This is a genomic window from Streptomyces sp. NPDC093221 (genome assembly GCF_044753885.1).
GTDB lineage: Bacteria > Actinomycetota > Actinomycetes > Streptomycetales > Streptomycetaceae > Actinacidiphila.
The window spans coordinates 228,393-253,657 of sequence record NZ_JBIVOA010000004.1 but is presented as its reverse complement, the minus strand read 5'-3'; the positions used below and the strand labels follow the sequence as shown (position 1 = coordinate 253,657).

Annotated in this window: 23 protein-coding genes; 15 read left to right on the top strand and 8 right to left on the bottom strand. The window is 73.1% G+C overall.

Annotated features, from left to right (window positions below):
* Positions 1–108: 108 nt before the first annotated feature.
* The 5 genes from ACIQCJ_RS18020 to ACIQCJ_RS18000 all read right to left on the bottom strand — a co-directional run bounded on the left by ACIQCJ_RS18020 (position 109) and on the right by ACIQCJ_RS18000 (position 7,686).
* On the bottom strand, positions 109–3,483 hold the full coding sequence (locus ACIQCJ_RS18020) for an AAA family ATPase (RefSeq protein WP_402711880.1): 3,375 nt from the start codon (positions 3,481–3,483) through the stop codon (positions 109–111).
* A gap of 62 nt (positions 3,484–3,545) precedes the next feature.
* A complete protein-coding gene (locus ACIQCJ_RS18015; RefSeq protein WP_355340808.1) occupies positions 3,546–3,791 on the bottom strand; it encodes an aroma-sacti cluster domain-containing protein in 246 nt (81 codons plus the stop codon).
* Positions 3,788–4,501 carry an iron-containing redox enzyme family protein gene (locus ACIQCJ_RS18010; protein ID WP_391161885.1) on the bottom strand — a complete coding sequence of 238 codons (714 nt, stop codon included), beginning with the start codon at positions 4,499–4,501 and terminating at the stop codon, positions 3,788–3,790. Before ACIQCJ_RS18010 ends, ACIQCJ_RS18015 begins: the two co-directional genes overlap by 4 nt.
* Complete coding sequence (locus ACIQCJ_RS18005) at positions 4,498–5,673, bottom strand: radical SAM protein (protein WP_402711879.1); 1,176 nt, start codon at positions 5,671–5,673, stop codon at positions 4,498–4,500. The genes ACIQCJ_RS18010 and ACIQCJ_RS18005 overlap by 4 nt, the downstream gene beginning before the upstream one ends.
* Before the next feature lie 144 nt (positions 5,674–5,817).
* Positions 5,818–7,686: a BTAD domain-containing putative transcriptional regulator gene (locus ACIQCJ_RS18000; protein ID WP_402711878.1), complete on the bottom strand. Its 1,869-nt coding sequence runs from the start codon at positions 7,684–7,686 to the stop codon at positions 5,818–5,820.
* A gap of 265 nt (positions 7,687–7,951) precedes the next feature.
* On the opposite strand from ACIQCJ_RS18000, the gene ACIQCJ_RS17995 reads away from it, so the two are divergent.
* The 8 genes from ACIQCJ_RS17995 to ACIQCJ_RS17960 all read left to right on the top strand — a co-directional run bounded on the left by ACIQCJ_RS17995 (position 7,952) and on the right by ACIQCJ_RS17960 (position 15,376).
* Positions 7,952–8,137 (top strand): hypothetical protein, encoded by a 186-nt coding sequence (locus ACIQCJ_RS17995; RefSeq protein WP_188283862.1) that lies wholly within the window; start codon positions 7,952–7,954, stop codon positions 8,135–8,137.
* Between the two features lie 112 nt (positions 8,138–8,249).
* Positions 8,250–8,438 carry a hypothetical protein gene (locus ACIQCJ_RS17990; RefSeq protein ID WP_355340796.1) on the top strand — a complete coding sequence of 63 codons (189 nt, stop codon included), beginning with the start codon at positions 8,250–8,252 and terminating at the stop codon, positions 8,436–8,438.
* 36 nt (positions 8,439–8,474) lie between these two features.
* Entirely contained in the window at positions 8,475–11,204 is a 2,730-nt protein-coding gene (locus ACIQCJ_RS17985; RefSeq protein WP_402711877.1) for a lanthionine synthetase LanC family protein, read from the top strand.
* A gap of 9 nt (positions 11,205–11,213) precedes the next feature.
* The gene (locus ACIQCJ_RS17980; RefSeq protein WP_355340790.1) at positions 11,214–12,536 is read left to right on the top strand and encodes an MFS transporter; all 1,323 of its coding nucleotides are present in this window, start codon (positions 11,214–11,216) and stop codon (positions 12,534–12,536) included.
* A 69-nt stretch (positions 12,537–12,605) separates the two neighbouring features.
* Positions 12,606–12,788 (top strand): hypothetical protein, encoded by a 183-nt coding sequence (locus tag ACIQCJ_RS17975; protein WP_355340787.1) that lies wholly within the window; start codon positions 12,606–12,608, stop codon positions 12,786–12,788.
* A gap of 202 nt (positions 12,789–12,990) precedes the next feature.
* On the top strand, positions 12,991–13,431 hold the full coding sequence (locus ACIQCJ_RS17970) for an XRE family transcriptional regulator (RefSeq protein ID WP_355340784.1): 441 nt from the start codon (positions 12,991–12,993) through the stop codon (positions 13,429–13,431).
* An 87-nt stretch (positions 13,432–13,518) separates the two neighbouring features.
* Positions 13,519–14,076 (top strand): ParH-like protein, encoded by a 558-nt coding sequence (locus tag ACIQCJ_RS17965; protein ID WP_355340781.1) that lies wholly within the window; start codon positions 13,519–13,521, stop codon positions 14,074–14,076.
* Positions 14,069–15,376, top strand: coding sequence for an MAB_1171c family putative transporter (locus ACIQCJ_RS17960; RefSeq protein WP_402711876.1), 1,308 nt, complete (start codon positions 14,069–14,071; stop codon positions 15,374–15,376). The genes ACIQCJ_RS17965 and ACIQCJ_RS17960 overlap by 8 nt, the downstream gene beginning before the upstream one ends.
* Before the next feature lie 8 nt (positions 15,377–15,384).
* Here ACIQCJ_RS17960 and ACIQCJ_RS17955 read toward each other — a convergent pair whose 3' ends face one another.
* A complete protein-coding gene (locus ACIQCJ_RS17955; protein WP_355340775.1) occupies positions 15,385–17,244 on the bottom strand; it encodes a SpoIIE family protein phosphatase in 1,860 nt (619 codons plus the stop codon).
* Positions 17,245–17,471: 227 nt separating this feature from the next.
* Here ACIQCJ_RS17955 and ACIQCJ_RS17950 point away from each other — a divergent pair, with 227 nt between their 5' ends.
* The 3 genes from ACIQCJ_RS17950 to ACIQCJ_RS17940 all read left to right on the top strand — a co-directional run bounded on the left by ACIQCJ_RS17950 (position 17,472) and on the right by ACIQCJ_RS17940 (position 20,324).
* A complete protein-coding gene (locus ACIQCJ_RS17950; protein ID WP_355340772.1) occupies positions 17,472–18,836 on the top strand; it encodes an NAD(P)/FAD-dependent oxidoreductase in 1,365 nt (454 codons plus the stop codon).
* 88 nt (positions 18,837–18,924) lie between these two features.
* Positions 18,925–19,812, top strand: coding sequence for a helix-turn-helix domain-containing protein (locus ACIQCJ_RS17945; protein WP_402711875.1), 888 nt, complete (start codon positions 18,925–18,927; stop codon positions 19,810–19,812).
* Between the two features lie 47 nt (positions 19,813–19,859).
* Positions 19,860–20,324: a VOC family protein gene (locus tag ACIQCJ_RS17940; RefSeq protein WP_401722199.1), complete on the top strand. Its 465-nt coding sequence runs from the start codon at positions 19,860–19,862 to the stop codon at positions 20,322–20,324.
* 12 nt (positions 20,325–20,336) lie between these two features.
* Here ACIQCJ_RS17940 and ACIQCJ_RS17935 read toward each other — a convergent pair whose 3' ends face one another.
* Positions 20,337–20,843, bottom strand: coding sequence for a GyrI-like domain-containing protein (locus ACIQCJ_RS17935; protein WP_402711874.1), 507 nt, complete (start codon positions 20,841–20,843; stop codon positions 20,337–20,339).
* A gap of 93 nt (positions 20,844–20,936) precedes the next feature.
* On the opposite strand from ACIQCJ_RS17935, the gene ACIQCJ_RS17930 reads away from it, so the two are divergent.
* A complete protein-coding gene (locus tag ACIQCJ_RS17930; RefSeq protein ID WP_401722205.1) occupies positions 20,937–21,731 on the top strand; it encodes a GNAT family N-acetyltransferase in 795 nt (264 codons plus the stop codon).
* A gap of 69 nt (positions 21,732–21,800) precedes the next feature.
* A complete protein-coding gene (locus ACIQCJ_RS17925) occupies positions 21,801–22,250 on the top strand; it encodes a MarR family transcriptional regulator (RefSeq protein WP_355340757.1) in 450 nt (149 codons plus the stop codon).
* Positions 22,251–22,268: 18 nt separating this feature from the next.
* On the opposite strand, the gene ACIQCJ_RS17920 is transcribed toward ACIQCJ_RS17925, so the two are convergent.
* Positions 22,269–22,958, bottom strand: coding sequence for a DNA polymerase ligase N-terminal domain-containing protein (locus ACIQCJ_RS17920; protein ID WP_402712127.1), 690 nt, complete (start codon positions 22,956–22,958; stop codon positions 22,269–22,271).
* Positions 22,959–23,277: 319 nt separating this feature from the next.
* On the opposite strand from ACIQCJ_RS17920, the gene gndA reads away from it, so the two are divergent.
* The gene (gndA, locus tag ACIQCJ_RS17915) at positions 23,278–24,720 is read left to right on the top strand and encodes an NADP-dependent phosphogluconate dehydrogenase (protein WP_355340753.1); all 1,443 of its coding nucleotides are present in this window, start codon (positions 23,278–23,280) and stop codon (positions 24,718–24,720) included.
* Positions 24,721–24,802: 82 nt separating this feature from the next.
* Positions 24,803–25,159: a PRC-barrel domain-containing protein gene (locus ACIQCJ_RS17910; protein WP_355340750.1), complete on the top strand. Its 357-nt coding sequence runs from the start codon at positions 24,803–24,805 to the stop codon at positions 25,157–25,159.
* The last annotated feature ends 106 nt before the right edge of the window (positions 25,160–25,265 follow it).

Here is a 25,265-nt window from a genome sequence, read left to right as displayed (position 1 = left end):
CGTTCTGGCGTTGTCGCCTTCCGATGCGGTGGTGGCCCGAGAGGCCGGGGCGGGAGCGGACGGGCGCCGGTCGGCGCCCGCGGCTCCGGTGCCCCTGGTCCTGGCGCCTCACGGCGGACCCTCCCCCCATCGCACGGCGCGGCGCGCCCCCGGCACATGGCCCTTGGCGCCGAAGTGCCGGGCGGCCTGCGCGGCGGCGCTCGCGGACTCCTCGGTACGGCCCGCCAGGCGCAGCACGTCGGCCCGGTCCAGCCAGGCCACCGCCAGGACGACGGGCGAGTCGGTGCCGGACGCGGTCCGCACCGCCCGCTCCGCCAGCGGTGCGGCCTCCTCGGCCGAGCCGCGCGCCGCGGCGATCCTGGCCAGCAGCCCGTCGAGGTCGGCGGCGTCCGAGGCGGCGAGTGCCGTGTGCCCGGGGTCCGGCGCGGTGGCCAGCCTGGCCGCGGCCTCGTCGTGACGGCCCGCGTCCACCAGCAGTCGCGCCGCGTCCCTGGCCACCGCGTCCCGCAGGGCCTCGGCCTGCAACTCCCGTGCGGCGCCGTCCGCTTCGTCCAGCAGACCGAGCGCCCGGCTCCCGTCGCCCGCCAGCGTCGCCACCGCCGCGGCGAACAGCGGCAGCACCACCCGGCCCTCGGCGTAACCGAGTTCACCGGCCAGCCGCTCCGCCCCGGTGAGGCAGGCGTGCGCGTCGTCCCAGCGCTCCTGGAGCGCGAACAGCACGGCCAGCGGGCAGTTGAGGGTCAGCCGTACGGTGGGGCGACGGTCGCCGTGCTCCGCCAGCAGGCGGCGACTGCGCGAGACCGCCGAGGGCACCGGCTCGGGCCCGCGCCACAGCGAGACGCCGATCGCGCCCAGCGCCAGGGCCCGTTCGGGCTCGGCGCCCGAGCGGCGCGCGTGGTCCAGAGCGCGGGAGAGCAGGACATCGGCCTCGCCGTGCCTGCCGTGCAACTGCCGCTCCTGCGCCAGCCGGATGCACGCCCGTGCCTGCCCGAGGTCGTCGCCCGCACTCTCGAAGACCGGCAGCGTCCGCTGGGCGACGCTCCCCGCGCTGCTCCCGTCGGGGGCCGCCGACACCGCGGCCAGGGCGAGGTCGGCGTGCGCGGCCTCCACCGGCCGCACCGCGTCCCCCGGCGTGGCGTCCGCGGCGGCGAGCACGCGCAGCAGCAGCGCCCGGCCCTCGTCCGTCCGCCCGGTCGCCAGCAGCACGTCACCGAACCGCCGGGCCGCCGCGGCCCACTCCGGCTCGCCCTCGACGGTCAGCTCCACCGCCCGCTCCAGCAGCCCGCCCGCCCACGCCAGATCCGAGCGCGCGAGCGCCCTGGAACCGCCCTCGATCAGCAACGTGGCGGCCCGCAGGCGCAGTTCGTCCGTCTGCGGACCGAGCGTGCCCAACTCGGCGCGGTAGCGGTAGGCGCGCTCCAGGTGACCCGCCACGGCGGCGGCATCCTCGGCGCCGCGCGTACCGGGAGCGCCACCGCCGAACAGGACACCGCCGTACGGGGCGGCGCTTTCCCCCGCGCTCCCCGCCGCCGTGCCGCCGCCCGCCAGCCGCGCGGACAGCGCCGCCGCGGCCCGCTCGTGCCGCTCCGCCCTCGTCCGCTTGGCCATCGACTGATACGTGACCTCGTGCACGAGACCGCTGCTGAAGCGCAGCCGGTACGGGGAAGGCCCCTGCCGGTCCGCGGGCCGCAGCAGGCGGTGACTGCTGAGCATGCCGAGCGCCGCGCCGACCGCGCCGTCCAGCGCCGGGACGCCGGACCCGGTCTCCGCCGAGGGCGGGTCCGCGTCGTGCAGCGCGCCGCCGGGCGCACCTTCGCGGTCCCCGCCCACCAATTCGGCCACCTCGTCGGCGCTGAACTCCCGGCCCACCACGGCCGCGATGTCCAGCGCCGCGCGCTCCGCCCGGCCGAGCGCCCCGATCCGGGCGCCGAGCAGCGCCTGCAAGGTGGTCGGCACATCGCCTCCGCCGTCGGGGCGGTAGCCGGACTCGGGCTGCGCGAGAGCGGCGATGAGCTGTTCCAGATAGAACGGATTGCCGCCCGCGGACTCCAGCACCTGGGGCGGCACGCCCGTACCCCCCTCATGGGACGGCGCCCCGCCGTCCCAGTGCGCCCCGACCTCGGTCAGCGCCTCGGCCACCGCCTCGGCCTCCGTCGCCGTCAGACCGGGCAGCGTCAAGGAGAGCGAGCGCGGGCCGCCCTCGCCCCAGCCGACGCCGCGGTCGAGCAGATCGGGGCGGGCGGCGCAGACGAACAGCACAGCGGACGCGGTGAGTTCGGCGCTGAGCGCGCTGACCATCGTCAGCAGCGGGTCGCTCGCCCACTGGAGGTCGTCCAGCACCAGCACGACCGGCCGCCTGCGCGCGAGCGCGGCCAGCAGACCGGTCAGCGCCGCGCAGGTGTCGTCGGTCGACGGATTCGGTGTGCCGTCCTCCAGCAGCCCGGCCGACAGTACGGCCAGCGCCGCGTCGATCTCCTGGCGCTCGGGCGAGGGCTCTCCCGCGCGCGCCGGGGCCTGGGCGATCTCCGGGAAGGCGTCCAGGAGTTGGCTCACGGCGTCGGCCAGCGGCGCCAGGCTGCCGCGTTCACCGTACGTGCGGCAGCGGCCCGAGCCGTAGCGGAAGGCGCGGCCCGACCGTTTGCGCCACTCGTGGATCAGCCGGGTCTTGCCCATCCCGGCCTCACCGAGGACCGTCACCAGATTCGGGCCGCGCCCGGCGCGGTCCGCGACGGCGCGGAACGTCGCCCACAGAGCGTCCAGTTCACGGTCCCGGCCGACGAAGGGCACATCGAAGCGGCGGGTCAGCTCCGGCTCCTCCTCGACCACGTCCAGCAGCCGGTAGGCGGTGACCGCGTCCTCCTTGCCCTTCAACCGCAAAGGGCCGACGCGCTCGGTGACCGCTGTCGCCCCCGCGGCCCTGCGGCTCTCGGGACCGATCAGGACCTCGCCCTCACCGGCGTTCTGCTCCAGCCGGGCCGCGACGTTCACCGTCTCGCCCGACACCAGCGCCTGACGGGACGACACATCCGAGGCCGTCACCACCGGGCCGGTGTTGATGCCGATCCGGACACCGATCCGAATGCCGAGCGTCGGCTCCAACTCCGTTTCGTTGAGCCGCTGTATGGCGTCGAGCATCGCCAGGCCCGCGGCCAGCGCCCGCGCCGCGTCGTCCTCGTGCGTCACCGGCACGCCGAAGACGGCCATCACCGCGTCGCCGATGAACTTCTCGACCGTGCCGCCGAACTGCTCCAGGCACTCGCGCATCAGGTCGAAATAGCGCAGCACCACCGTGCGCAGCGTCTCAGGGTCGAGCACACCGGACAGCGCCGTCGACCCGACGAGGTCGCAGAAGACGACGGAGACGACCTTGCGCTCCTCGACCGCCGTCACGGGTGCGGGGGAGTCGGCCGGTGTGCCGCAGGACGGGCAGAAGCGCGCGTCCTGCGGCAGGTCGCCGTCGCACGAGGCGCAGCGCGTGGTCATCTCGTCTCCCCGTCCCTTCCCCGTGTCTTCCCGATGGTGTGGACCCCGGTCGCGGGGAGATGTCAGAAGAGCGCCCCGCCGGCGATCTCGCTGTGGGCCTGCACCTCGGGACCCACCTCGTCCAGCCGGGCCTTGATGTCGAGCATCATCGACAGCTCCTGGCTGCTCAGCCCGCGCAGCACCTCGCGCTGTTCGTCGGTGAGTTCGCCGACGCCGAAGCCGTGCGACTCCAGCACCACCAGCGCGTCGTCGGCTCCGTCGCCTGCCCGCTCCGCGCTCTCCCCGCCCCGCGCCGCCGTGTCACTCATGAGGTGTACGTCCCTTCCCTGAGGTGTTCCGGCTCCGCTGTCCGGCCGATGCGCGCGAAAAGCTCCACAAGTCCGTCCACGGTGTGCAGCGCGCTCATCACGACCGCGCGTACCTGGGCCTGGTCCAACGGCAGCGCGTCGAGCAGCGCGAAGAGCGCGGCGGTGTGCCCGGTGTCCAGTTCGGCGTGGCCGCGTACCGTGCGCAGCGCCGCCTCCGGCACACCCGCGGCGGCGATCCGGTCCGCCAGCCAGGGCGCGGGCGCGTTGCTCTCCAGCACCGCGATGTAGCCGAGCAGCGCTACCGGATGGTGGTGCTCGATCCAGTAGTACTGCGCGCCCGCCAGGCGCGCGACGGCGGATATGGGCTGCTCGGCGAGGACCGCCGCTGGTTCCCCGCCCAGCGCGGTGATGTCACCGAGCAGCCAGTCGTCGTGGCCGCGCTCCTCCTCGATGTGCTCCCGCAGATAGTCCGTGAGCGGCTCGCACAACGGGTCGCGCGGGCCGAATTCCGCCAGCCGCGCCACCGCCCGTTCCATCAGGGGCACCGAGGCGCGGACGACTCCGTGCATCACCGTCAGATACGTGGCGTAGCGCGCGGCGAGTCCGGGCGGTCGCCACACGGCCGCGGTCGTCGCCCGCACGGCGGGGGCCGTCAGCAGCAGCCGGACCCGCAGCGCGGCGCCCGCGCCCGCCGTGCCGACCGTGGTCATCGCCGCGCTCCGGGCAGGTCGACCAGGTCCGCGTAGGGCGCGCAGCCGTGCCGCCGCACCAGCGTGGCCGCGCCCGCCTCGACCTGGCCGCGGGCCGCGTACCGGTCGAGCAGCGCCCCCACGGGCCCGCTGGCCGCCGCACTCGCCGCGGCCAGCGCCTCCGGATGGTCACCGAGTGCCCGGCAGCCCGCGCAGTAGTCGGGGCGCGCGGTCGCCTGCTCCGCGCCGCCGTACCGGTGCAGGAGGTGGGCCGGGCCGACCGTCCTGATCATCCGCAGGACCGGAGAGGTACGGGCCCGTACGGCGACCGACCGCCAGTCGTCGGTGGCGATGTGACCGAGCGTCAGGTGACGCGGGGCGGGCCTGCGGTCGACGACCCGCTGATTGCAGCAGGCGACCACCGTGCCGTCGGCGGCCACCACCGGCCACGCGGCCATCGAGCACGGCAGCGCCCGCTCGGGGTCGGGCGCCGCGGTACCGGGCAGCGCGGCACCGGGCAGCGCCGTGTTCGCGGCGGCCCAGGACGCGGCGCGTCCCACCCGGCGCAAAGAGTTGACGAGCATCGGGACGCGGTCGCCGAAGGTACGGCGGATGTCGGCGGTGACGTCCGCGAGGTACGGGTCGTCGGGGCCGGCGCCGACCAGGTGGAAACTGGTGGCCACTCCGGCGTCCAACACCCGCCGGATCAGGCCGAATACGGACCTGCGGTCGACCTCGCGCTCATGGAAGGCGTCAAGGCTCACCGAGAAGTGGTCGACGGAGGTGACGGCCCGCCAGATCCGCTCGGGAACAGGCACGGAGTCGGGCACGGGAGCGGGCAGCGGGCCGGCGCCGGAGGCGAGGTGTCCCGCGCCGTGGTCCGCCCGGCCGACGAAGAAGGCGCCGGTCAGCAGCGCCGTCCTGGTGCCCGCCGCGCGCGCCGTGGCGGCGAGGTCGGTGACCAACTCGGGCCGCAGCAAGGGCTCGCCGCCGGTCATCATCAGCACCGCAGGGTGCTCGGCCGGGGTGAAGGTGGAGACGAAGGCGCGCAGCCGGTCCGCGTCCGGCTCGTCCGCGGCCATCGTGGCGGCGGTCGAGCAGTGCGCGCAGTGCAGGGGGCAGCGGCCGGTGACGGTCAGGAGCAGTCCCGCGCCGGGTTCGGGGCGCAGCGTCATGAGTTCGGCGAGTTCCATCGCGTGCTCCCTTCCTCGTCCACCGAAGTCTCGGCGGGGCCGGTTCGAGGTCGGGGTCATGGACGGTTGGGAAACGGTAAATCCGCAGCTCACCGGCGCGCCTGGTGGCGTGTTCCGTCGCGTGTGCCCTGCACCGAAGGCCCCTCAGGCGGTGGCCCGGGGGAGTGGCCGCATCCCCAGGAGGGATTGTTCACGCGCGTAGACTCTTGTCAGGCGCGGGAGTTCGTACCGCGCTGCGTGCGCGGTGACCTCGCTGTCCGGGGCGAGCAGCGCGCCCGCGTCGAGCAGGGACTCCAGCCGGCGCAGCGCGTCGTCCTGACCGCAGGTGAGCGCCGCCGCGGCCTGCCGCAGCGTGAAGGGCCCCTCCGGCAGGTGTCCCAGCAGACACAGCGTGGTCCGGTCCGCCGCCGACAGGTCCCGCCACCCGCTCGCCAGCCGCGGCCGTACATCCGTGTCGCCCGCGACCAGTTCGTCCAGTACGGTCCTGCCGTCGGCCAGCCGCGCCGCGTATTCGCCGAGCGGCAGATGGCGTCGTACCGCGAGCTTCAGACCGCTGACCCGGACCGCGAGCGGCAGCATGCCGGTCGCGGTGACGATGCGCCGGGCCGCCTCCGGACAGGCCCGCAGCCGCTCGTGGCCCACGATCCGGCCGAGCAGTTCGAGGCTCTCGCCGAGGTCGAAGGGCGCCAGTTCCAGCCGGTCGGCGGAGACCAGTCCGGCCAACTGAGCGCGGGAGGTCACCAGTACGGCGCTGCCGCCGGAGTCCGGCACCAGCGGCCGTACGGACGCCTCGTCGGCCGCGTCGTCCAGCACCAGCAGGATCCGGCGCGGCCCGAGCCAGTCGCGCCACGCGGCGGCGGCCTCCTCGGCGTCCTCCGACCCGTCGTCGACGGCCGCCGCCCGCTGCCCGGGGAGGTCCGCCATCCGGGCCAGCTCGGCGACCACCGAGGCGGCCGAGCGCGGACGCCCGGCCGCGTCGCGCATCCGGATCAGTACGCGGCCGTCGGGGAACTCCGCGGCGAGCCGGTGCGCGGTGTGCACCGCCAGCGCGGTCTTACCGGTGCCGACCGGCCCGGTGACGACCGCAAGATGCCGGTCACTGCCCAACAGCTGGAGCAGGAAGCGCAGTTGGCGTTCACGGCCGGTGAAGTCGGCCAGGTCCTGGGGGAGCAGGGCGCCGAGGACTCTGCAGGAGCGCCGCGCCGCGGCCCGCGCGCCGGACGGAGCGAAGGGGCCGCCGGGCTCCTGCGGGCCGCCGTCGAGCATCGAGCGGTACAGCGTCTCCAGCGCGGGGCTCGGCTGGAGCCCGTACTCGACGGCGAGCAGCCGGCGCAGCCCCTCGTACGCCGCCAGGGCCTCCGTCTGCCGCCCCTGGTCGAACAGCGCGTTCATCTGGACGGCCCTGAGCCGTTCGCGCTCGGGGTGACGCTCCACCAGATCGGCGACGGTGTCGGCGACTTCGGTGGCCCGGCCCAGCCGCAGCTCGGCCTCGGCCCAGTCCTCGTAGACCTGGAGGTAGCGGCTGTCGAGCCGCTCCGCCTCGGATCTGACGGTGGGTGAGAATCTCAGGTCGTGCAGCGGCGGCCCCTGCCGCAGCCCCATCGCCTCGCGCAGCATCCGGGACGCCGGGCCGAACGCGCCCTGCCCGGCGGCCTCGCGGGCTGATCTGGCCAGGCCCTGGAAGCGCAGCGAGTCCAACTCGTCGTCGCGCACCCGCAGCAGGTAGCCGCCCGGGTGGTGCTCGAGCCGGTCGCCCGCTCCCGCGCGGTCGAGGAGTTTGCGCAGTGCGGAGACGTACACCTGGATGTTCTTGCGCGCGGTGCGCGGCGGATTGCCGTCCCACAAGGTGTCCGTCAACAAGGCCAGCGAGACCGGGGTGTTGGGGCGGCACAGCAGCATGGCCAGGAGCAGCCGCTGTTTGAGCGGGCCGAGCGGGAAGGGGCCTTCGGCTGTGCCGACGGACAGCGGGCCGAGGACGGAGAGCCGCAGGCTGACGTGCGCTGGTTCGGCCATATCCGGTTTCACCTTTCCCGCCCGTTGATCCGGAGATGGGATCGTGAGCTGAGATGAATGACATCAGGCAGACGACTTATATCAGATGATGTGCCTGTGGCGAACCGGCAATGCGGGGACTGCTGGTGAGAGTTCGGACCAACCCCGCATCACCTGGGACGATACCGCGCTTATACCGCGGCTTCACCGGTTCCGAAACGGCCGGTCCTAGCTTCTGAGGTGTTCCCACCACCTGCTCGTACCCCGCCCAGAAGAGGAGACGATCATGGCTGATTCCGTCGAGCCCACCAACGAGGACATCGCGGAGACCCCCGAGAACGAGGTCGAGGCGCACGCCGAATCCCCCCTGGACCTCCAGGAGATGGGCGTGAGCAAGCCCGACCAGGGCGAAGGTGTGCTGGGCGGCCTCCAGGCCCCGGGCAGCACGGTCAGCCTGGCCGCCTGCGCCTGACCGAGCTGGGTGGGTGGCGCGTCCTCGTGGACGCGCCACCCACACGTCTTTCCCGCTCGCGTTGTCCTCCGGGGCGGCCCTTCCGACACCTGAGAACCGACAGGAGACGACCATGAGTGATTCCGCCGAATCCGCCGCCGAGGAAAACGCGCCCGAAGGCGCGGACGCAGGCGAGGGCGAATTCGAGGTGGAGGCGCACGCCGAATCCCCCCTGAGCCTCCAGGAGATGGACCCCACGACGTCGGTGATCAGCAGCCCCGTCGCGTCGATGAGCGCGACCAGCGTCGTCGTCTGCTGCTGAGCCGCCGCCCCCTCGCGTCCCACATCGGAGAGGCCCATGATCCCCTTCCCGTTCGTCGTGGCGGACAGAGAGTTCTACGCGCCGCTGGAGACCACCCGTGACCGCGGTGAGATCTACCGGCCCGGGCCGGTACCGGACGGGTGGACCGAGACCCCGTCGGGGATCTGGACCATGTGGCACCGGGGCAAGCAGCTCCGCGGTGTCGAGGACGGCTGGAAGGTGCACGTGTCCGCGCGGCCCGACCGCCTGCCGTACGTCCTCGACACCGTCGCGGCCGTCTGCTTCGAGCAGGACGTCGCCTTCAAACACCTCGCCGGCAGGCTCTTCTACTGGTGGACCCACCACAAGCAGGCCGCCAGGCAGCAGAGCGGGAAGTTCATCGCCGCGTATCCCACCAGCGTCGCCGCGGCCCGTGACCTCATGGAACGGCTGCGCACCGAACTGGCCGACGAGGAAGGCCCGTTCATCCTCACCGACAGGCGGTACCGGGACTCGCGTACGGTCCACTACCGCTACGGGGCCTTCGCCCCGCGCGAGCGCGTCAACGCCGACGGCACCCACACCCTGCTCGTCCGCGGCACCGACGGCGAGTTGGAGGAGGACCGCAGGGGCTTCTCCTTCTACCTCCCGGCGGGCATGACCGACCCCTTCGTCGAGACGCGCCCGGCGCCGAAGTCCCCGGCCGAGCCCGCTGCCGCATCCGCCGACAGAGCCGTCGCGAAGGCCGGGGCGGAGGCGGGCGCCAATGCCGCCGCCGATCCCGCCGCCGATTCCGTGGACGAGCCCGCCGCCGGCGGAGGCGGGCCGATCGTCTTCCACGGATTCGCCTTCGAAGACGCGCTCCAGTTCACCAACTCCGGCGGCGCCTACCTGGGACGGGAGACGGCCACCGGCCGCAAGGTCTTCATCAAAGAGGCGCGCGCGCACACCGGCGTGGCGATGGGCGACACCACCGCACCCGACCAACTCCGCTCCGAATGGCAGACGTTGACCGCGCTGCACGAAACGGCGCCCGGCCTCGCCCCGGAGCCGCTCGCCTACTTCCGCGAGTGGGAGCACGACTTCCTCGTCACCGAGTTCATCGAGGGCACGACGCTCCAGCGCTGGATGGTCGCCAACCAGGTCATGCTCGGCGTCGACCGCGGACCCGAAGCGGCCGGGGACTACTACGGCCGGTGCGAGAAGCTGTTCGCGGAGATCGAGAGCACGCTGCACCGGCTGCACACGGCCGGCTACCTCTTCGTCGACGTCAGCCCCGGCAATGTGATGGTCACCGAGGACGACGGCATCCGACTGGTCGACTTCGAGGCCGCCCAGCGCCTGGACAGCGACGACACTCCGGTGATGGGCACGCCCGGCTACACCCCGCCCGCCGAACTCGTCGGCGACGATCCGCTGATCCACGACAAGTACGGCCTGGCCGGCCTCGCCCTGCTGCTCATCGGGCCCTTCCACCAGGTGGCGCAGCGCAATCCCGACACCCTCGCGCACCTGCGCCGCGAACTGCTGGAGCGGGCGCCGCTGCCGGAACCGCTGTGGGAGCGGGCCGTCGCGTATCACCGGCCGCGGCCCGCGGCGCAGGGCGTCACCCCCATCCCGACGCCCGAGGAAGTCGCCGCGGACCCGCTGCGGCACCTGGCCGACCTGCGCGACCGTACCGCCGACGCCATGGTGGCCATGGCCGACCCGGCCCACCCCGACCGGGTGTTCCCCACCATCGCCGAGGGCTACCAGAGCAACACCCAGTGCCTGGCCTTCGGCACCGCGGGCGTCGTGCACGCCCTGACCCGGGCGGGCCGCGCACTGCCGGACGGCGTGCTGGAGCGGCTGCGGCACGACGCGCTCGGCGGCGTCGGGAAACTGCCCCCGGGGCTGTTCGCGGGCACCGCGGGCATCGCATGGGTGCTCGCCGACCAGGGGATGCTGGACGAGGCGAGGGATCTGCTCACCGCCGCCGACCGCCACCCCATCATCGCCTCCGGAGCGTCGGCGACCCTCTACGGCGGCACCTCGGGGGTCGCGCTCACCCACCTGGCGATGTACGGCCACACCCGCGACGAGCACCACATCGACCGGGCCCTGGAGCTGACGGCGGCGCTGCCGGCCGACGCCGACCTCACCCCGTACCTCGGCGCCAACGACGCCACCGGCCTCGTGCACGGCCGCACCGGGATCGCGCTGCTGCTCCAGCAGCTCGCCGCCGTGACCGGCGCGGACGACGAACTCGCGCGCGGCGTCCGGCTGTTGCACGCCGAGCTGGACCGTGCCACCGAGCCGGACTCGCCGGGTCTCGCCTTTCCCATCTCGGCCACCGACAACCGCAGCCTGCCCTACCTCTACTGCGGTTCCGCCTCGATGGCGCACACCGTCACCCGCTACACGCGGTCGGTGGACGACGAACGGCTCGCCGACGCGCTGCCCCGGCTGCTGACCTCGACGCGCACCACCTACACCGTGATGTCGGGGCTGTGGCAGGGACTGTCCGGCCTCGGCCTCGGTCTCGCGGAGTACGGGCGGCTGACCGGTGACGGCCAGGGCCGGGACGACGCGATCCGTGCGGCGTGCGGGCTGTTCAAATTCGCGGTGCCGCACGAGACCGGTATCCGTTTCCTCGGCGACCAGCTCATGCGGTTCAGCGCCGATCTGTGGAGCGGTTCGGCAGGGGTGCTGCTGTTCCTGTCGCAACTCCTCGCCCCCGCGCCCGACCCGCTGTTCACCGTGGACGCACTCGCCGGCGCGTACTCCCGTTCCGTCGCGGCCCGTTGAGGTGAACTGATGAGCCACCAGGAAATCGCCGAGCCGGCGCAGGCGCCCGAGAGCGCCGGCCCGGGGGACCCGGGCAACGCCGTCGGACGTGACGTCAGTCTCTACTGGTGCGGGCAGACGGCCTCCGCCTTCGGCTCGACCTTCACCGCCATCGCGCTGCCCGTCGTGGCCGTCGTGCACCTCCACGCCTCGCCGGGCGCCATCGGCCTGATCAGCGCCGCCACGACCGCGCCGATCCTGCTGCTCGGCTTCCCCGCGGGCGCGCTCGCCGACCGCATCGCCCATCCTCGCCGCACGCTCGTCCTGCTGGACCTGATCTGCGCGGCGGCCATCGGCGTGGTCGCGCTGGGCCTGGCCGTCGGCGCCATCTCGCTGCTGTGGCTCGGCCTGCTCTGCGTGATCATGGGAGCCTCGTCCACCCTGTCCGCGGCCGTCTACTTCCTGCACCTGCGCCAACTCGTCGGCCCCGAAGGCATCGGCGGTGCGCGCGCCAGACTCCAGGCAGGACAGTACGGCGCCGCGCTCGTCGGACGCCTGCTGGCCGGTCCCGCCATCGCGGTGCTGGGCGCCGCCGCCGCGCTGTCGGTCGACGTGGCGAGCTATCTGCTCAGCGCGACCGCGCTGATGACGATGCGCTCACCCGACATCGTGCCCCGCGGGCCCGCGCCGTCGGTCCTCACCATGATGCGCGGCGCCATGGCGGGCATGCGGGTCTTCACCGGTGACGCCTTCCACCGCGCGCTGGGCCTGTTCATCGTGGTGCCCGCCGCGACGATGGCGGGCGTGACCGCCCTCACCGGCCCGTTCCTGCTGCGGGTGATCCATCTGCCGACAGCCGCCTACGGTTCCCTGTTCGCGCTCTCGGGGCTGATGGGCCTGGGCGGTTCCGCCGTCGCCGCACGGCTGCTCGCCCCGGGCCGCGACCCCCGGCGGGTGATGCTGATGTCGTTCACCGGCGCGGTGGTGTGCAGCCTGCTGCTGCCGCTGGCGGCGGGACCGCTGCCCCTCGCCGCCTTCTGCGCCGCGATGGGCATCGGGCTGCCGGTCTTCTTCGGCGCCGTCGCCAATGTGGCCGTCAGTTCCGTGCTCGTCGCCGACATGTCGGAGGACACCCTCGGCCGCGCGATGGCCGCGCTCCAGGTGTGCCTGGCGGGGGCGGGCCTGATCGGGGCGGTGGGATGCGGTCTGCTCGGTGACCTGGTCGGGGTACGCGGCGCGCTGTGGGTCATGGGGCTGACAGCCCTCGGCTGCGTGGCCCTGAGTCTGCCGTCCGCGCTGCGCGCCGCACGGCGGTCCCACGACGCGGCGCAGCCGTCACCGGCCTCCGTTTGACCCAAGACCCCGTCGCCGTCCGGCGGCGGACCACCGGAAATCCCATGGACGAGAGACGAGGAAACACCCATGAACGAGGTGCTCAGGCTCCAGGCGCTGGGGAGCGAGAAGGACCAGGGCAAGGCGAATCTCCAGCCGATCAGCGTGGCCGGCAGCACGCTCAGCGTGGTGTGCGGATGGGACTGCGTCTGGGGCAGTTCCCTGCGCATCGCGCAGGAGCCGCAGGGCCCCGGCCTGCTGAACCCGGCCTGACCGACCCGCCCGACCGCACCGGTCGGGCGACAACTCCCTTGCCTCTTAGGCCAATCGGCGGCGGTGTCCGGCACGACGGACACCGCCGCCGCCGTATGGGCGCACGCAAGCGGGCCATTCCGGCGGCTGTGTGTACCAGCTAGGATGAAGCCGGACACGGGACGAACCCATACTGGCTGCACCGACGAAGGGGAGGCGGGCGATGGGCGAGAACGAGTCGCGGGCCCCCTCCGCGTCGACGCTGGCCGACAAGATCGACGCCCTGTTCCGGGTCGTGCGACGGCCCAACCGTGAGCCGTACAGCCATGAAGAGGTCGCCCGCGCCTGCCGCGAGGCCACCGGCGAGAGCTTCTCCGCGACCTACCTGTGGCAGTTGCGCACGGGCCGTCGCGACAATCCCACCAAACGTCATCTCGAAGCCCTGGCACAGTTCTTCGACGTGCCGGTCGGATACTTCTTCGACGACGAGCAGGGCGCCGCCATCGCCAAGGAGCTTGAGCTGCTCGGCGCGCTGCGCGACGCGGGCGTCCGCAGCATGGCCCTGCGCGCGGTCAACCTCTCCCCTGAGGGCGCGGCCACGATCAGCGACATGATCGATGTGCTCGCCCGCAGGGAGCGTGGCTCTCCCAGCCGCGAACCCTGACAGCGCCTGAAGTGCACGCAGCGCTTGAAGTGCGCGAACTCTTCGGTGAGATCTCGCGGTTCCACCCGGCGGACAAGGGGACAGCGTGTGAGACGTGTGCGACGTGACCGGAGCCGAGCTCTGTGGCACAGATGTCAGCGGACGGTCGACGGGCTCGACCTGCCCAATCCGTTCGACGCGACGGTCTTCATCGGGATGCTCGCGGTCGCCCGCGGCCGTCCGATCGAACTCGTGCCCGTCTCCTCCCGGCCCCACACACCGTGCGGCCTGCTGGTGACCACCGACCACGGCGACTGCATCCTCTACGCCGCCGACACCAGCGCGCTGCACCAGCAGCACATCCTGCTGCACGAGGCGGCCCACCTGGTCTGCGGCCACCACGAGACCGCGCCCGCGGCTTCGGCCGCCGCCCAGGTCCTGTTACCGCACTTATCGTCGTCCCTGGTCCAGCGGGTACTCGGCCGCAGTGTGTACACCGAACCGCAGGAGCAGGAAGCCGAGTTGGTCGCTTCGCTGATCCTGACCCGTACCGCCCGTCCGTTGGGGAACACCGTCCCCGTGCCGCCGCCGCATCCGCAACGAACGCGTCTGGACAGGTTGTTCGGCATACCGGAGGACCGCGCGTCGGGCCGCCGTGATGGCTGATCTCCTGTCGTTCGTCTCCGCCGCGTTCTTCCTGGTCTTCGGTGTCCACCGGCTGGTGATCACCCGCCGGCCGTGGTCCGATTCCGCGCAGCGCTACGTCTACGGCTTCGCGCTGTGCCTGGGCTCGGGCATGCTGTTCAACACCCCCGCCCTCACGAAGGCGTTGTCCTCCGACACGACCTTCGACAACCTGGTCAACCTGGGCATCCACGACGTGAAGATGGTCGGTTTCGCCTTCCTCGTCCTGGTGGCGTACGCGCTCAAGTCCCCTGCGGCGGCGGCCCCGCGTGCGGTGCGCCTCCAGATGTGGGCGGCCGGTGCGGTACTGGCCGTCTCCACCGCGCTCTACCTGGTGGCCGACCCCGCCATCGCGGGCGACACGCTGACCGTCTCCTCCGGCCACCGGTGGGCCCTGGCGTCGTACAACGCGCTCTTCGCCCTCTACGGTTCGTGGTGTCTGGCCGTCCTGGCCAGGGAACTCGCCGACCACGCCGCTCGGACCGCCCCCGGGCTGCTGCGTACGGGACTGCGGCTGATGCTGCTCGCCGCCGCGGTCGGCGCGGTGTGGACGCTGTGGGCGCTGGACGACGTCATCGCGGACCTGCGCACCGGCAGCCAAGGCGTCGCCGAGGACGTGGTCTCCTCCGTGCTCGGCGCGGTCACCGCGGCGCTCGCCACCGGAGGGGCCACCACCACGCTGTGGGTCGGCGCGCTCGGCGCCCCCATGCGGTGGCTGCGCGCGTACCGCAGCCACCGGGCGCTGGAGCCGCTGTGGTCGGCGCTGCACAGCGAACTGCCCGAGATCGCCCTCGACCCGTCGGCCGCCGACCGCCGACCGGGCCTGCGGCAGGCCGAATTCGCCCTCTACCGCAGGGTGATCGAGATCCGCGACGGCCATCTCGCGCTGCGCCCGTACTTCGAGTCCGGCGTCACGGCCTGGACCGACGGACGCGGGGGAGACGACGGCAGCGAGGTGACCGGCGGCGGCGACGCGATCGACTGGGCCGACGAGCGCGGCCGTGACCGGCGGGCCGTGCTCGAAGCGGCCACGATCGCGGCGGCGTTGGAGAACAAACGCGCCGGGCGGCTGTGCGAAGGCACCGCCGCTGAGCGGTTCGCGCCCCCCGGCCACACCCCGCCCACGGTCCCCGGCACGGTGGAGGCCGAGGCGGCCTGGCTGCTGGAGGTGACGGCCGCCTTCACCTCGTCCCCCACGGTCGCCGCCGTACGCCACCGCACCCGTACGACCGCCGCAGCCCATACGGCAGGGGTCCGCGCGCCCGAAGCCCGCAACGGCTGAGCCGACCCTCAGACGTCCTGTCCCGCGACCCCGTCGGCGTCCTCCGACAGCTCGAACCACACTGTCTTGCCCTCCGACTCCGGCCGTACGCTCCACTGCTCGGACAGGATGTCGAGCAGGACGAGGCCGCGGCCCGAGGACGCCATCTCGCCCGGGGTGCGCTGGTGGGGCAGTTCGTCACCGCTGTCGGAGACCTCGACGCGCAGCGTGCGGTTGCCGGGCTCGCCCGAGATCGAGGCCATCAGGGCCGCCGTCTGGTCGGTGTGCACCAGCACGTTGCCCAGCAGCTCCGACGCGAGGAGCACGGCGGTGTCCACCTGGTCGGGCTGCGCCCAGTCGTGCAGCAGCGCCCGCAGCTCGGAGCGCGCCTCGGCCAGGCCCTCGGCCTCGTCCTGCTCGATCGTGGTCAGGATGCGCCGAACGGGTCGCACAGGGCGCTGGACGCCGGTGTCGCGGCGCAGCATGAGCAGCGCGATGTCGTCCTCGTTGCGCGGGCTCAGCCGCTCCTCGCCGTTCTCGGTCACCGGGCCGACCACGCTCTGGATCAGCCGGTCGGCCATCCCCTCCAGGTCGGAGGTCGGGCCGGGCGACAGCGCGTCCCGCACCCGGTTCCAGCCGGTGTACATGTCGTGCCCGCCGGTCTCGATGAGCCCGTCCGTGCAGAGCATCATGATCTCCCCGGCCTGGAGCTCCAGTACGTTGACCGGGTAGTCGTCCTCGTCCGGCATCAGGCCGAGCGGCAGCCCGCCCCTGATGTGCTTGATCATGCAGGTGCCGTCCGGCATGCGCAGCACGGGGTGCGGATGCCCGGCCCGCGCCACGTGCAGCGTGCCCGCCGCCGGGTCCGCCTCGATGTAGATGCAGGTCGCGAATCTGTCCCCGTCCAGCGAGGTCAGGAAGCGCGACGTCCGCGACAGCACCGCGTCCGGGCCGTGCCCCTCGGCGGCGTACGCGTGCACGGCGGTCCGCAGCTGGGCCATCAGGCTCGCCGCGTGCAGGTCGTGGCCCTGCACGTCGCCGATGACCAGCGCCAGACGGCCCGAGGGCAGGTCGATGATGTCGTACCAGTCACCGCCCACCACCAGCCCGCCGCCGGTCGGCACGTACCGCGAGGTCACGGTCATCCCGCGGTACACCGACGCGCCCCGCCCCATGCTGCTGCGCAGCCCGCGCGACAGGGCCAGCTCCGCCTCGCCGGTGTGCGTCCGCTCCAGGGCGCGGGAGATCAGCCGGGCGAGCGTGACCAGCGTGCTGCGCGTGTCGCTGTCGAAGTCGACGTCGTCCAGGAACGCCACCAGCCACACCCCGGTGATCCGGCCCGTGCTCACCAGCGGCAGGAACGCCCACGACCTGCTGCCCTTGCGGGCCGCGAGCCGCCACGTCGTCGGAAAGCGGTCGCGGTACTCCTCGACCGTGGGCAGATACACCGGGCGGCCGGTGCGCAGCACCTCCGCCGCCGGATAGTCGGTGGTGATCGTCATACGGACGGTCCGGCTGCCGCTGGTCCGGTACCCGTACCGCCCGATCAGGTTCAGCGACCGCTCGGTGACGCCGAACAGGGCCGTGCCGTCCATCGGGAACTCCGGCGAGGTGAGCGACGCCAGAGCCATGAAGACCTCGTCCACGGAGGTCGCCTCGGCCAGGGCGCGGCCCGCCTCCAGCATCCGCACATCACGGTGCCTGCCCGCGTCGGTGGGCGCGCGGGCGGCGCCGTCCCGCTCACCGTCCTCGCCCGGCGCGGGCCTGCGGGTCCTCTCGTGCGGGCCGGTCTCGTTCAGGGCATCGATCTGACGCAGTTCGGCGGCCTGCTCGGCGGCGCGCCCCGCCGTCCGGTCGTCCGCCGGGGGTCCCTCGTCACGATCGTTCATCCACGGCCCCTTCGACTCATCCGCCGTCCCGTCGCTTCGTCGTTTTGTCCGCTTGTCGTCCGTACCATGCTCCGTCGAGTCGGCCGTCCGTGCAGCGCGGTGTACGCCGTGACCGGCCGTCCGGCTGGCGGGCCCGCTCGCGCCGTACTAAGACAGGAGGTGTGCCGGACCGCGTTCACGGGGCAGGGGAGCAGACGGACGCGAAGACCTGAGAAGGGACGGATGTCGTGGCACGACCCAGGATTCTCGTGGTGGGCGCCGGTTTCGCAGGAGTGGCGTGCGTACGCCGCCTGGAGCGGTCGCTCGCCGCCGACGAGGCGGACGTCTCACTGGTCACACCGTTCTCGTACCAGCTCTACCTGCCGTTGCTCCCCCAAGTGGCCTCCGGGGTGCTGACCCCGCAGTCCATCGCGGTGTCGCTGCGCCGCAGCAGCAGGCACCGCACCCGGATCATCCCCGGCGGGGCCGTGGGAGTGGACACCAAGGCCAAGGTCTGCGTGATCCGCAAGATAACGGGCGAGATTTTGAACGAGCCGTACGACTACATCGTGCTGGCGCCCGGCAGCGTCACCCGCACCTTCGACATCCCCGGACTGCTGGACAACGCGCGCGGCATGAAGACGCTCGCCGAGGCCGCGTACATCCGCGACCACGTCATAGCGCAGCTCGACCTCGCCGACGCCAGCCAGGACGAGGCCGAGCGGGCCTCCCGGCTCCAGTTCGTGGTGGTCGGCGGCGGCTACGCGGGCACCGAGACCGCCGCCTGCCTCCAGCGGCTGACCAGCAACGCGGCCAAGCGCTACCCGCGCCTCGACCCGAAGCTGATCAAGTGGCACCTGATCGACATCGCCCCGAAGCTGATGCCGGAACTGGGCGACAAGCTGGGCAGGAGCGCGCTGGAGATCCTCGGCAAGCGCGGCATCGAGGTCTCGCTCGGGGTGTCGATCGCGAAGGCGGGCCCCGAGGAGGTCACCTTCACCGACGGCAGGGTGCTGCCCTGCCGCACCCTGATCTGGACCGCGGGCGTCGCCGCGAGCCCGTTGGTCGCCACGCTCGACGCCGAGACGGTACGCGGCAGGCTCGCGGTCACCCCCGAGATGACCGTGCCGGGGCTCGACGGCGTCTTCGCGCTGGGCGACGCGGGCGCGCTGCCCGACGTCACGAAGGGCGAGGACGGCGCGATCTGCCCGCCCACCGCGCAGCACGCCATGCGGCAGGGCCGCACGATGGCCGACAACATCCTGGCCACCCTGCGCCACCGGCCGCTCACGCCGTACGCGCACAAGGACCTCGGCCTGGTGGTCGACCTCGGCGGCAAGGACGCGGTCTCCAAGCCGCTCGGCATCGAACTGCGCGGCCTGCCCGCCCAGGCGGTCGCCCGCGGCTACCACTGGTCGGCGCTGCGCACCAACGTCGCCAAGACCCGCGTCATGACCAACTGGCTGCTCAACGCGGTGGCGGGCGACGACTTCGTCCGCACCAACTTCCAGTCCCGCAGCGCCGGCACCCTGCGCGACTTCGAGTACACCGACACGTATCTGACGCGCGAGGAGATCCTGGAGCACACCAGGGGCATGGTCGCGGGCGGCTGACGGCGGCGGTCGCCGGACGTTACGGTCGCCGTACACATCGGGCCGTCGCATACGGCGGGCCGCCGCGTCCGCCGGGAGGACGGAGAGCGTGAGCACGGGTACGGGTACGGAGCCGGTCACCGGCACGGGCGTCGTGGACGAGGCGGTACGCGGCAGGCCCGCGCCCGCCCTGCGCGGCCTGGTCGGCTGGTACTCCGGCTACCGGCAGCGCGGCGTGCCACCGACCAGGCACCGGGGGCTGCCGTCCCCGTACCTGACGCTGATCCTCACGCTCGACGAACCGCTCACCGTCGCCGCCCACCCCGACCCGGCGGAACCGCCAGGCGACTTCTCGGCGCTCGTCGGCGGCCTGCACACCACACCCGCGCTGATCAGCGTGCCCGGCCGCCAGTCCGGCGTGCAGATCGCCCTCGACCCGCTGGGCGCCCGCGTCCTGCTCGGGCTGCCCGCGGGCGCGCTGGCCGGAGCGGATCTCGCCGCGCAGGACGTGCTCGGACCGTCGGTCGCCGACGTCCTGGACCGGCTGCGGGCCGCCCCGGACTGGGCGGGCCGCTTCGCCGTCGTCGACGCCTGGCTGCTGGACCGGGCACGCGCCGACCCGCGCGCGGGCGTACGGCTCCATCCGGAGGTACGGCACGCGTGGCGGCTGCTCGCGGCCACCGGCGGCACGATCGGCGTGGCGCGGCTGGCGGCCGAGGTCGGCTGGAGCGACCGGCGGCTGCGGGACCGCTTCGCGGCCGAGGTGGGGCTGAGCCCGAAGGCCGCCGCACGGGTGATCCGCTTCGACCGCACCCGCCGCGGCCTGGCCTCCTACGGCGCCGCCGAGGGGCGGCTGGCCAGGATCGCCGTCGACCGCGGCTACTTCGACCAGGCGCACATGGACCGCGAATTCCGGGCCCTGGCGGGCTGCCCGCCGACACTGTGGCTCGCCGAGGAGCGCCGAAACATCCAATCCGGGCACCACCCGTCCGAGTGAGGCTGGACGCGACAGCACACCGGCTGCACTGAGGAGGTCCGATCCCCATGACCGAGAGCACTGGCGACACCCCGGCGCAGGGCGCGAGCGACGGCGGTTCCGCGCGAGCGAAGACCGCACCGCCGCCCCAGGTCTGGCCCACCCTGCGCGCCCGCGACGCCCGCGGCCTGATCCGCTTCCTCGTGGACGCGTTCGGCTTCGAGGAAACCGCGGTATACGGCGAGGGCGACACCGTCGCGCACGCCGAACTGGCCTGGCCCGAGGGCGGCGGCATCATGCTCGGCTCGGTCCGCGAGGACCCGGACGGCACCTGGGCCAAGCGGCCCCCCGGCTCCTTCGGCGCCTACGTCGTCACCGCCGACCCCGACGCGCTGCACGCGCGCGCCAAGGCCGCGGGCGCCGAGATCACCGCCGAGCTGTTCGAGACGGACTACGGCTCCCGCGACTTCGCGGCCCGCGACATCGAGGGCAACCACTGGTACTTCGGCACCTATCCGGGCGAGCCGCGATAGGCCCGCGCGGCCTCAGTCGGCCAGCCGGAACTCCAGGTCCGTCTCCCACTTCGCGGTGTCGGGCTGCGAGCGCGGATCGGTGCGGTAACTCTCCATCCGGCAGCCCCACCGGTCGCCCTCGGCCGTCGGTCTCATGTCCCAGCGCAGCCCCGCCGCCAACGCCCAGTCGAGCAGCAGCGCCGTGGCGCCGACGAGCCCGGCGGGGCTGCCGAGGTGCGTGTACGTCACGAAGCGGCCCGCGGGCAGCACGCCGGAGAACAGGTCGCCGTCGTGCACCACCGCCCCCGCGACGGGCACCCCCGGCTCGACCTCGAGCTGCCTCGCCATGTCGATGACGTTGTACTTGAGGAAGGGCGGCCCGGCGGGCTCCACGCCGAGCGCGGACAGCCGCCCGATGACTTCGGGGATGCGGTGGGCGATGGTGTCGACCGATTCCATGGTGACAAGGGCCCGGACGGCCGCGTACGGGCGAGCGGCGCGGTCGACGATCCGGGGCGGTACGTATCCGGTAGTGGTCATGCTCCGGTAGACCGGCCGCGGACCGCGAACTCATCGCGGGCGTCGTACGGGGTCCGCGAAAACCACTTGCGGGCCTTCGTAGCGTTGGCTCGTATGACGAACAGTGACGGCCTGCTCGCGGCCTATGACGAGCAGATGCGCGGCGCTCCGCCGAACCTCCCCGCCGGGGTCAGGTGCGAGTGGGACGGACCGGTCCTGCGGCTCAGCGGGCAGTACCGCGGCTTCGTGAGCACACCGCCCGACCTCGGGGTGGAGGGCGCGGAGCTCGACCGGCTGATCGCCCGCCAGCGCGACTTCTTCGCGGTGCGCGGGGAGGCCGTGGAGTGGAAGACCCGCGCGCACGACCGGCCCGCCGACCTGCCCGAGCGGCTGCTCGCGGCCGGCTTCGTGCCCGAGGAGCGGGAGACCGTCGTGATCGGGCGGGCCGAGGAGATGACGGCCGACCCCGTACTGCCGGACGGCGTCGTCCTGCGTCAGGTCACCGCCGACGCCGACCTGCGGCGGATCGCCGCCATGGAGTCGGCCGTGTGGGGCCAGGACTGGGGGTGGCTGGCCGACGACCTGGCCGGCCGGATCGCCGCCGCGCCCACCGAGGTCGTCGTCCTGGTCGCGGAGGCCGACGGCCAGGTCGTCTCGGCGGCCTGGCTGGTGGTCAGGACCGGCACCGACTTCGCCGGGCTGTGGGGCGGCTCGACACTGGAGGCGTGGCGCGGCCGGGGCATCTACCGCGCGCTGGTCGCCGCCCGCGCCAATGTCGCCGCCGCCCGGGGCATCCGCTACCTCCAGGTCGACGCCTCGGACGACAGCGCGCCGATCCTGCGGCGCCTCGGCTTCCACGCGGTGACGACCACGACGCCGTACATCTGGTCGCCCCCGGTCCGGACCTGAGAGCGGGGACGTGCCCGCGGTACGGACTCCCGTGCCGCGCCCGGCCACCGGTCTCTTTACGGTAGGGGTATGGAAGAGAGCACCGAGGACATCTCGCGGACCGCGGTCCAAGCGGCCCACGACCTGCGGGTGACGGTCAGCCGTCTGCTGCGCAGGCTGCGGGAGATCGCCGACACGCAGGACCTGACCCCCTCCCAGACCTCGGTGCTCAGCAGGCTGGGCAAGGGCGAGGAGTCCACCGCCAGCGCGCTGGCCGCCGCGGAGGGGGTCCGCCCGCAGTCGATGGCCGTCGCGCTCGGGGCGCTCGAACAGCACGGGTTCATCGAGCGCCACCCCGATCCCCGCGACGGCCGCAGGCAGTTGATCGTGCTCACCGCCGCGGGCCGCGAGCGGGTCCAGGGCAACCGCGTGGCCCGCGAGGAGTGGCTGGCCCGCGCCTTCCAGGACCGCTACACGCCGCAGGAGCGCGAGACGGTCATCGAGGCGCTGGCCCTGATGGAACGCCTCACCCAGCCGTAGTCCGCGCGGCGGCCGTCCTCACGCGGGTCCTGATCCGGCGGGCCCTGTTCCGGCGGGCCCTGTTCCGTCGGGCCCCGATCCGGCATTCCGCGATCTGGCGGGCCCTTCCGGCGGCTCCTCGCGCTCGACCGCCGCGAGGGTGCGGCCGGTGAGGACCGAGCGGGCCCTGCGCGGATCCGGAGTGGTCCCGCGGCCCGGCGTGCTGTGCGCGTCCTTCTTCTTGACCAGCAGCCACGCCGGGTCCGCCGCGTCCCCCTGACCGCCGTCGGCGGCCTGGTGGATCCGGGTCAGCGCGTACGCGCCGAGCAGTTTCGTACCGCGCAGCTCGAAGGAGGCGTGGCCGCGCTCCAGGGCCCGCGCGAACGCCTCGGGACCGCCGTCCGTCAGCGGGTGGTAGGTGCCGTGGTCCCAGACGATGACGGGCCCCGCGCCGTACTGGCCGCCGGGGATCACGCCCTCGTACTCCCGGTACTCCAGCGGGTGGTCCTCGGTGGGCACCGCGAGCCGTTTGTCGCGCGGGTCGGTGGACGGCCCCTTCGGAACCGCCCAGGACTTCAGCACCCCGTCGACCTCCAGCCGGAAGTCGAAGTGCATCCGGGTCGCGTCATGGATCTGCACGACGAAGGACGGGTCGTCGCCGGGGGCCGCCGTACCGCCCTCGGGCTCGCCGGTGCGGTCGAAGCGCCGCATGCCGCGGTACTTCGCCAGCCGGTCCCGCTCCTGGCCCGTACCCCGGTCGGCGCCCTGGCCCGCTTCCTCGTCGTCGCCCGAGCCCGTGCCCGTCCTCGCGTTGCTGTTCGCGTCGGTGTCGGCGTCCGCCACGACGGCTCCTCTCCGTACGGCCCGCTCCTGCCATCATCGGGCAGCCGGAGCGACCCGGCCCGGCCGGAGCGGTCCGCACGGGTGGCTGTCGGCCGCCGGAAGAGGCAGGCTCGACAGTGGGGCCACGGGAAGCGCACGGCCCCGGCCACCGTTGCACGGCAGGAAGACGTACGCAGACGCACACCAACAAGTGTGGAGACATCGCATGAGCGGATCGGCGGACATCGGCGTCACCGGGCTGGCAGTGATGGGCAGCAATCTCGCCCGGAACTTCGCCCGCCACGGCTTCACCGTGGCCTTGCACAACCGCACCACCGCCAAGACGAACGCCCTGGTGGAGCAGTTCGGCGACGAGGGCACCTTCATCGCCGCGCAGTCCGCGCAGGAGTTCGTCGCGGCCCTGGAACGGCCGCGGCGGCTGGTCATCATGGTCAAGGCCGGTGAGGCCACCGACGCGGTGATCCAGGAATTCGCGCCGCTGCTGGAGTCGGGCGACGTGATCATCGACGGCGGCAACGCGCACTTCGCCGACACCCGCCGCCGCGAGAAGGAACTGCGCGAGCAGGGCATCCACTTCGTCGGCACCGGTATCTCCGGCGGCGAGGAGGGCGCGCTCAACGGCCCGTCGATCATGCCCGGCGGGTCCGCCGAGTCCTACGAGTCGCTCGGCCCGCTGCTGGAGCGGATCGCCGCCAAGGCCGAGGACGGCACGCCCTGCACGACGCACATCGGCCCCGACGGCGCCGGCCACTTCGTGAAGATGGTGCACAACGGCATCGAGTACGCCGACATGCAGCTCATCGCCGAGGCGTACCACCTGCTGCGCGAGGTCGCCGGTTACTCGCCCGAGCAGATCGCCGAGACCTTCAAGACCTGGAACACCGGGCGCCTGGACTCGTACCTGATCGAGATCACCGCGCAGGTGCTCGCGCACACCGACGCGGCCACCGGCAAGCCCTTCGTGGACGTCGTCGCCGACCAGGCGGAGCAGAAGGGCACCGGCCGCTGGACCGTACAGATCGCCCTCGACCTGGGCGTCCCCGTCTCCGGCATCGCCGAGGCGGTCTTCGCCCGCTCCCTGTCGGGCCACGGCGAGCTGCGGGCCGCCTCCCGCGACCTGCCGGGCCCCTCGGGTGCGGTACTCGGCGAGGCCGAGGCCGCCGCCTTCGCCGACCGCGTGGAGCAGGCGCTGTACGCGTCCAAGATCGTGTCGTACACGCAGGGATTCCACCAGATCCAGGCGGGCAGCCAGACCTACGACTGGGACATCGACCTGGGCGCGGTCGCGTCGATCTGGCGCGGCGGCTGCATCATCAGGGCCGCCTTCCTCGACCGGATCAAGGAGGCGTACGACAGCCGCCCCGACCTGCCGAGCCTGCTGTCCGACAAGCAGTTCGCCGAGGAGATCGGCGCGGCGCAGGACGACTGGCGGTCGGTCGTGGCGACCGCGGTGGGCCACGGCGTGCCCACGCCCGGTTTCTCCGCGGCGCTGGCGTACTACGACGCGCTGCGCGCCGAGCGGCTGCCCGCGGCGCTCACGCAGGGTCAGCGCGACTTCTTCGGCGCGCACACCTACCGGCGCACCGACCGCGAGGGCTCTTTCCACACGTTGTGGGGCGGCGACCGCTCGGAGGTGAGCACGGATTGACCCGACTGCCACGTGCGTGTGGCGCGTGGACCGGGGCACAAGGAAAGTGAACGGGTACCGCACGTCACCAGGAGGACTCGTCATGATCAAGCCCGCTGATCTCCGCGAATGGCGCGACCACGACGTGGTCGACGCAGAGGGACACAAGATCGGCTCCCTCGAAGCGGTGTATGTGGACACCGGCACGGACGAGCCGCTGATGGTCACGGTCCAGATCGGCCTGCCCACCAGGCACCGGCTCACCTTCACGCCCGTCACGGACGTGATCGTGGGCCCCGGATGGGTGAAGGTCCCGTACGACAAGGCATTGGTGAAGTCGGCCCCCTCGATCGGCACGGACGACGTCCTGCCCGTCGAGGACGAGGAGGCGATCTTCCAGCACTACGGTCTGCCGTACAAGCCGACCGGCGACGGCGTGCGCCTGCTCGCCCGACGCTGACGGCGCGTTCGCTGACAGCGCGCGAGCACTGACGGGCACACCCGTTCCCGCACCACCGCCCGTGAGAGAACAACCGAGTGGGGTCCGGCCGCTGCCCAGCGGCCGG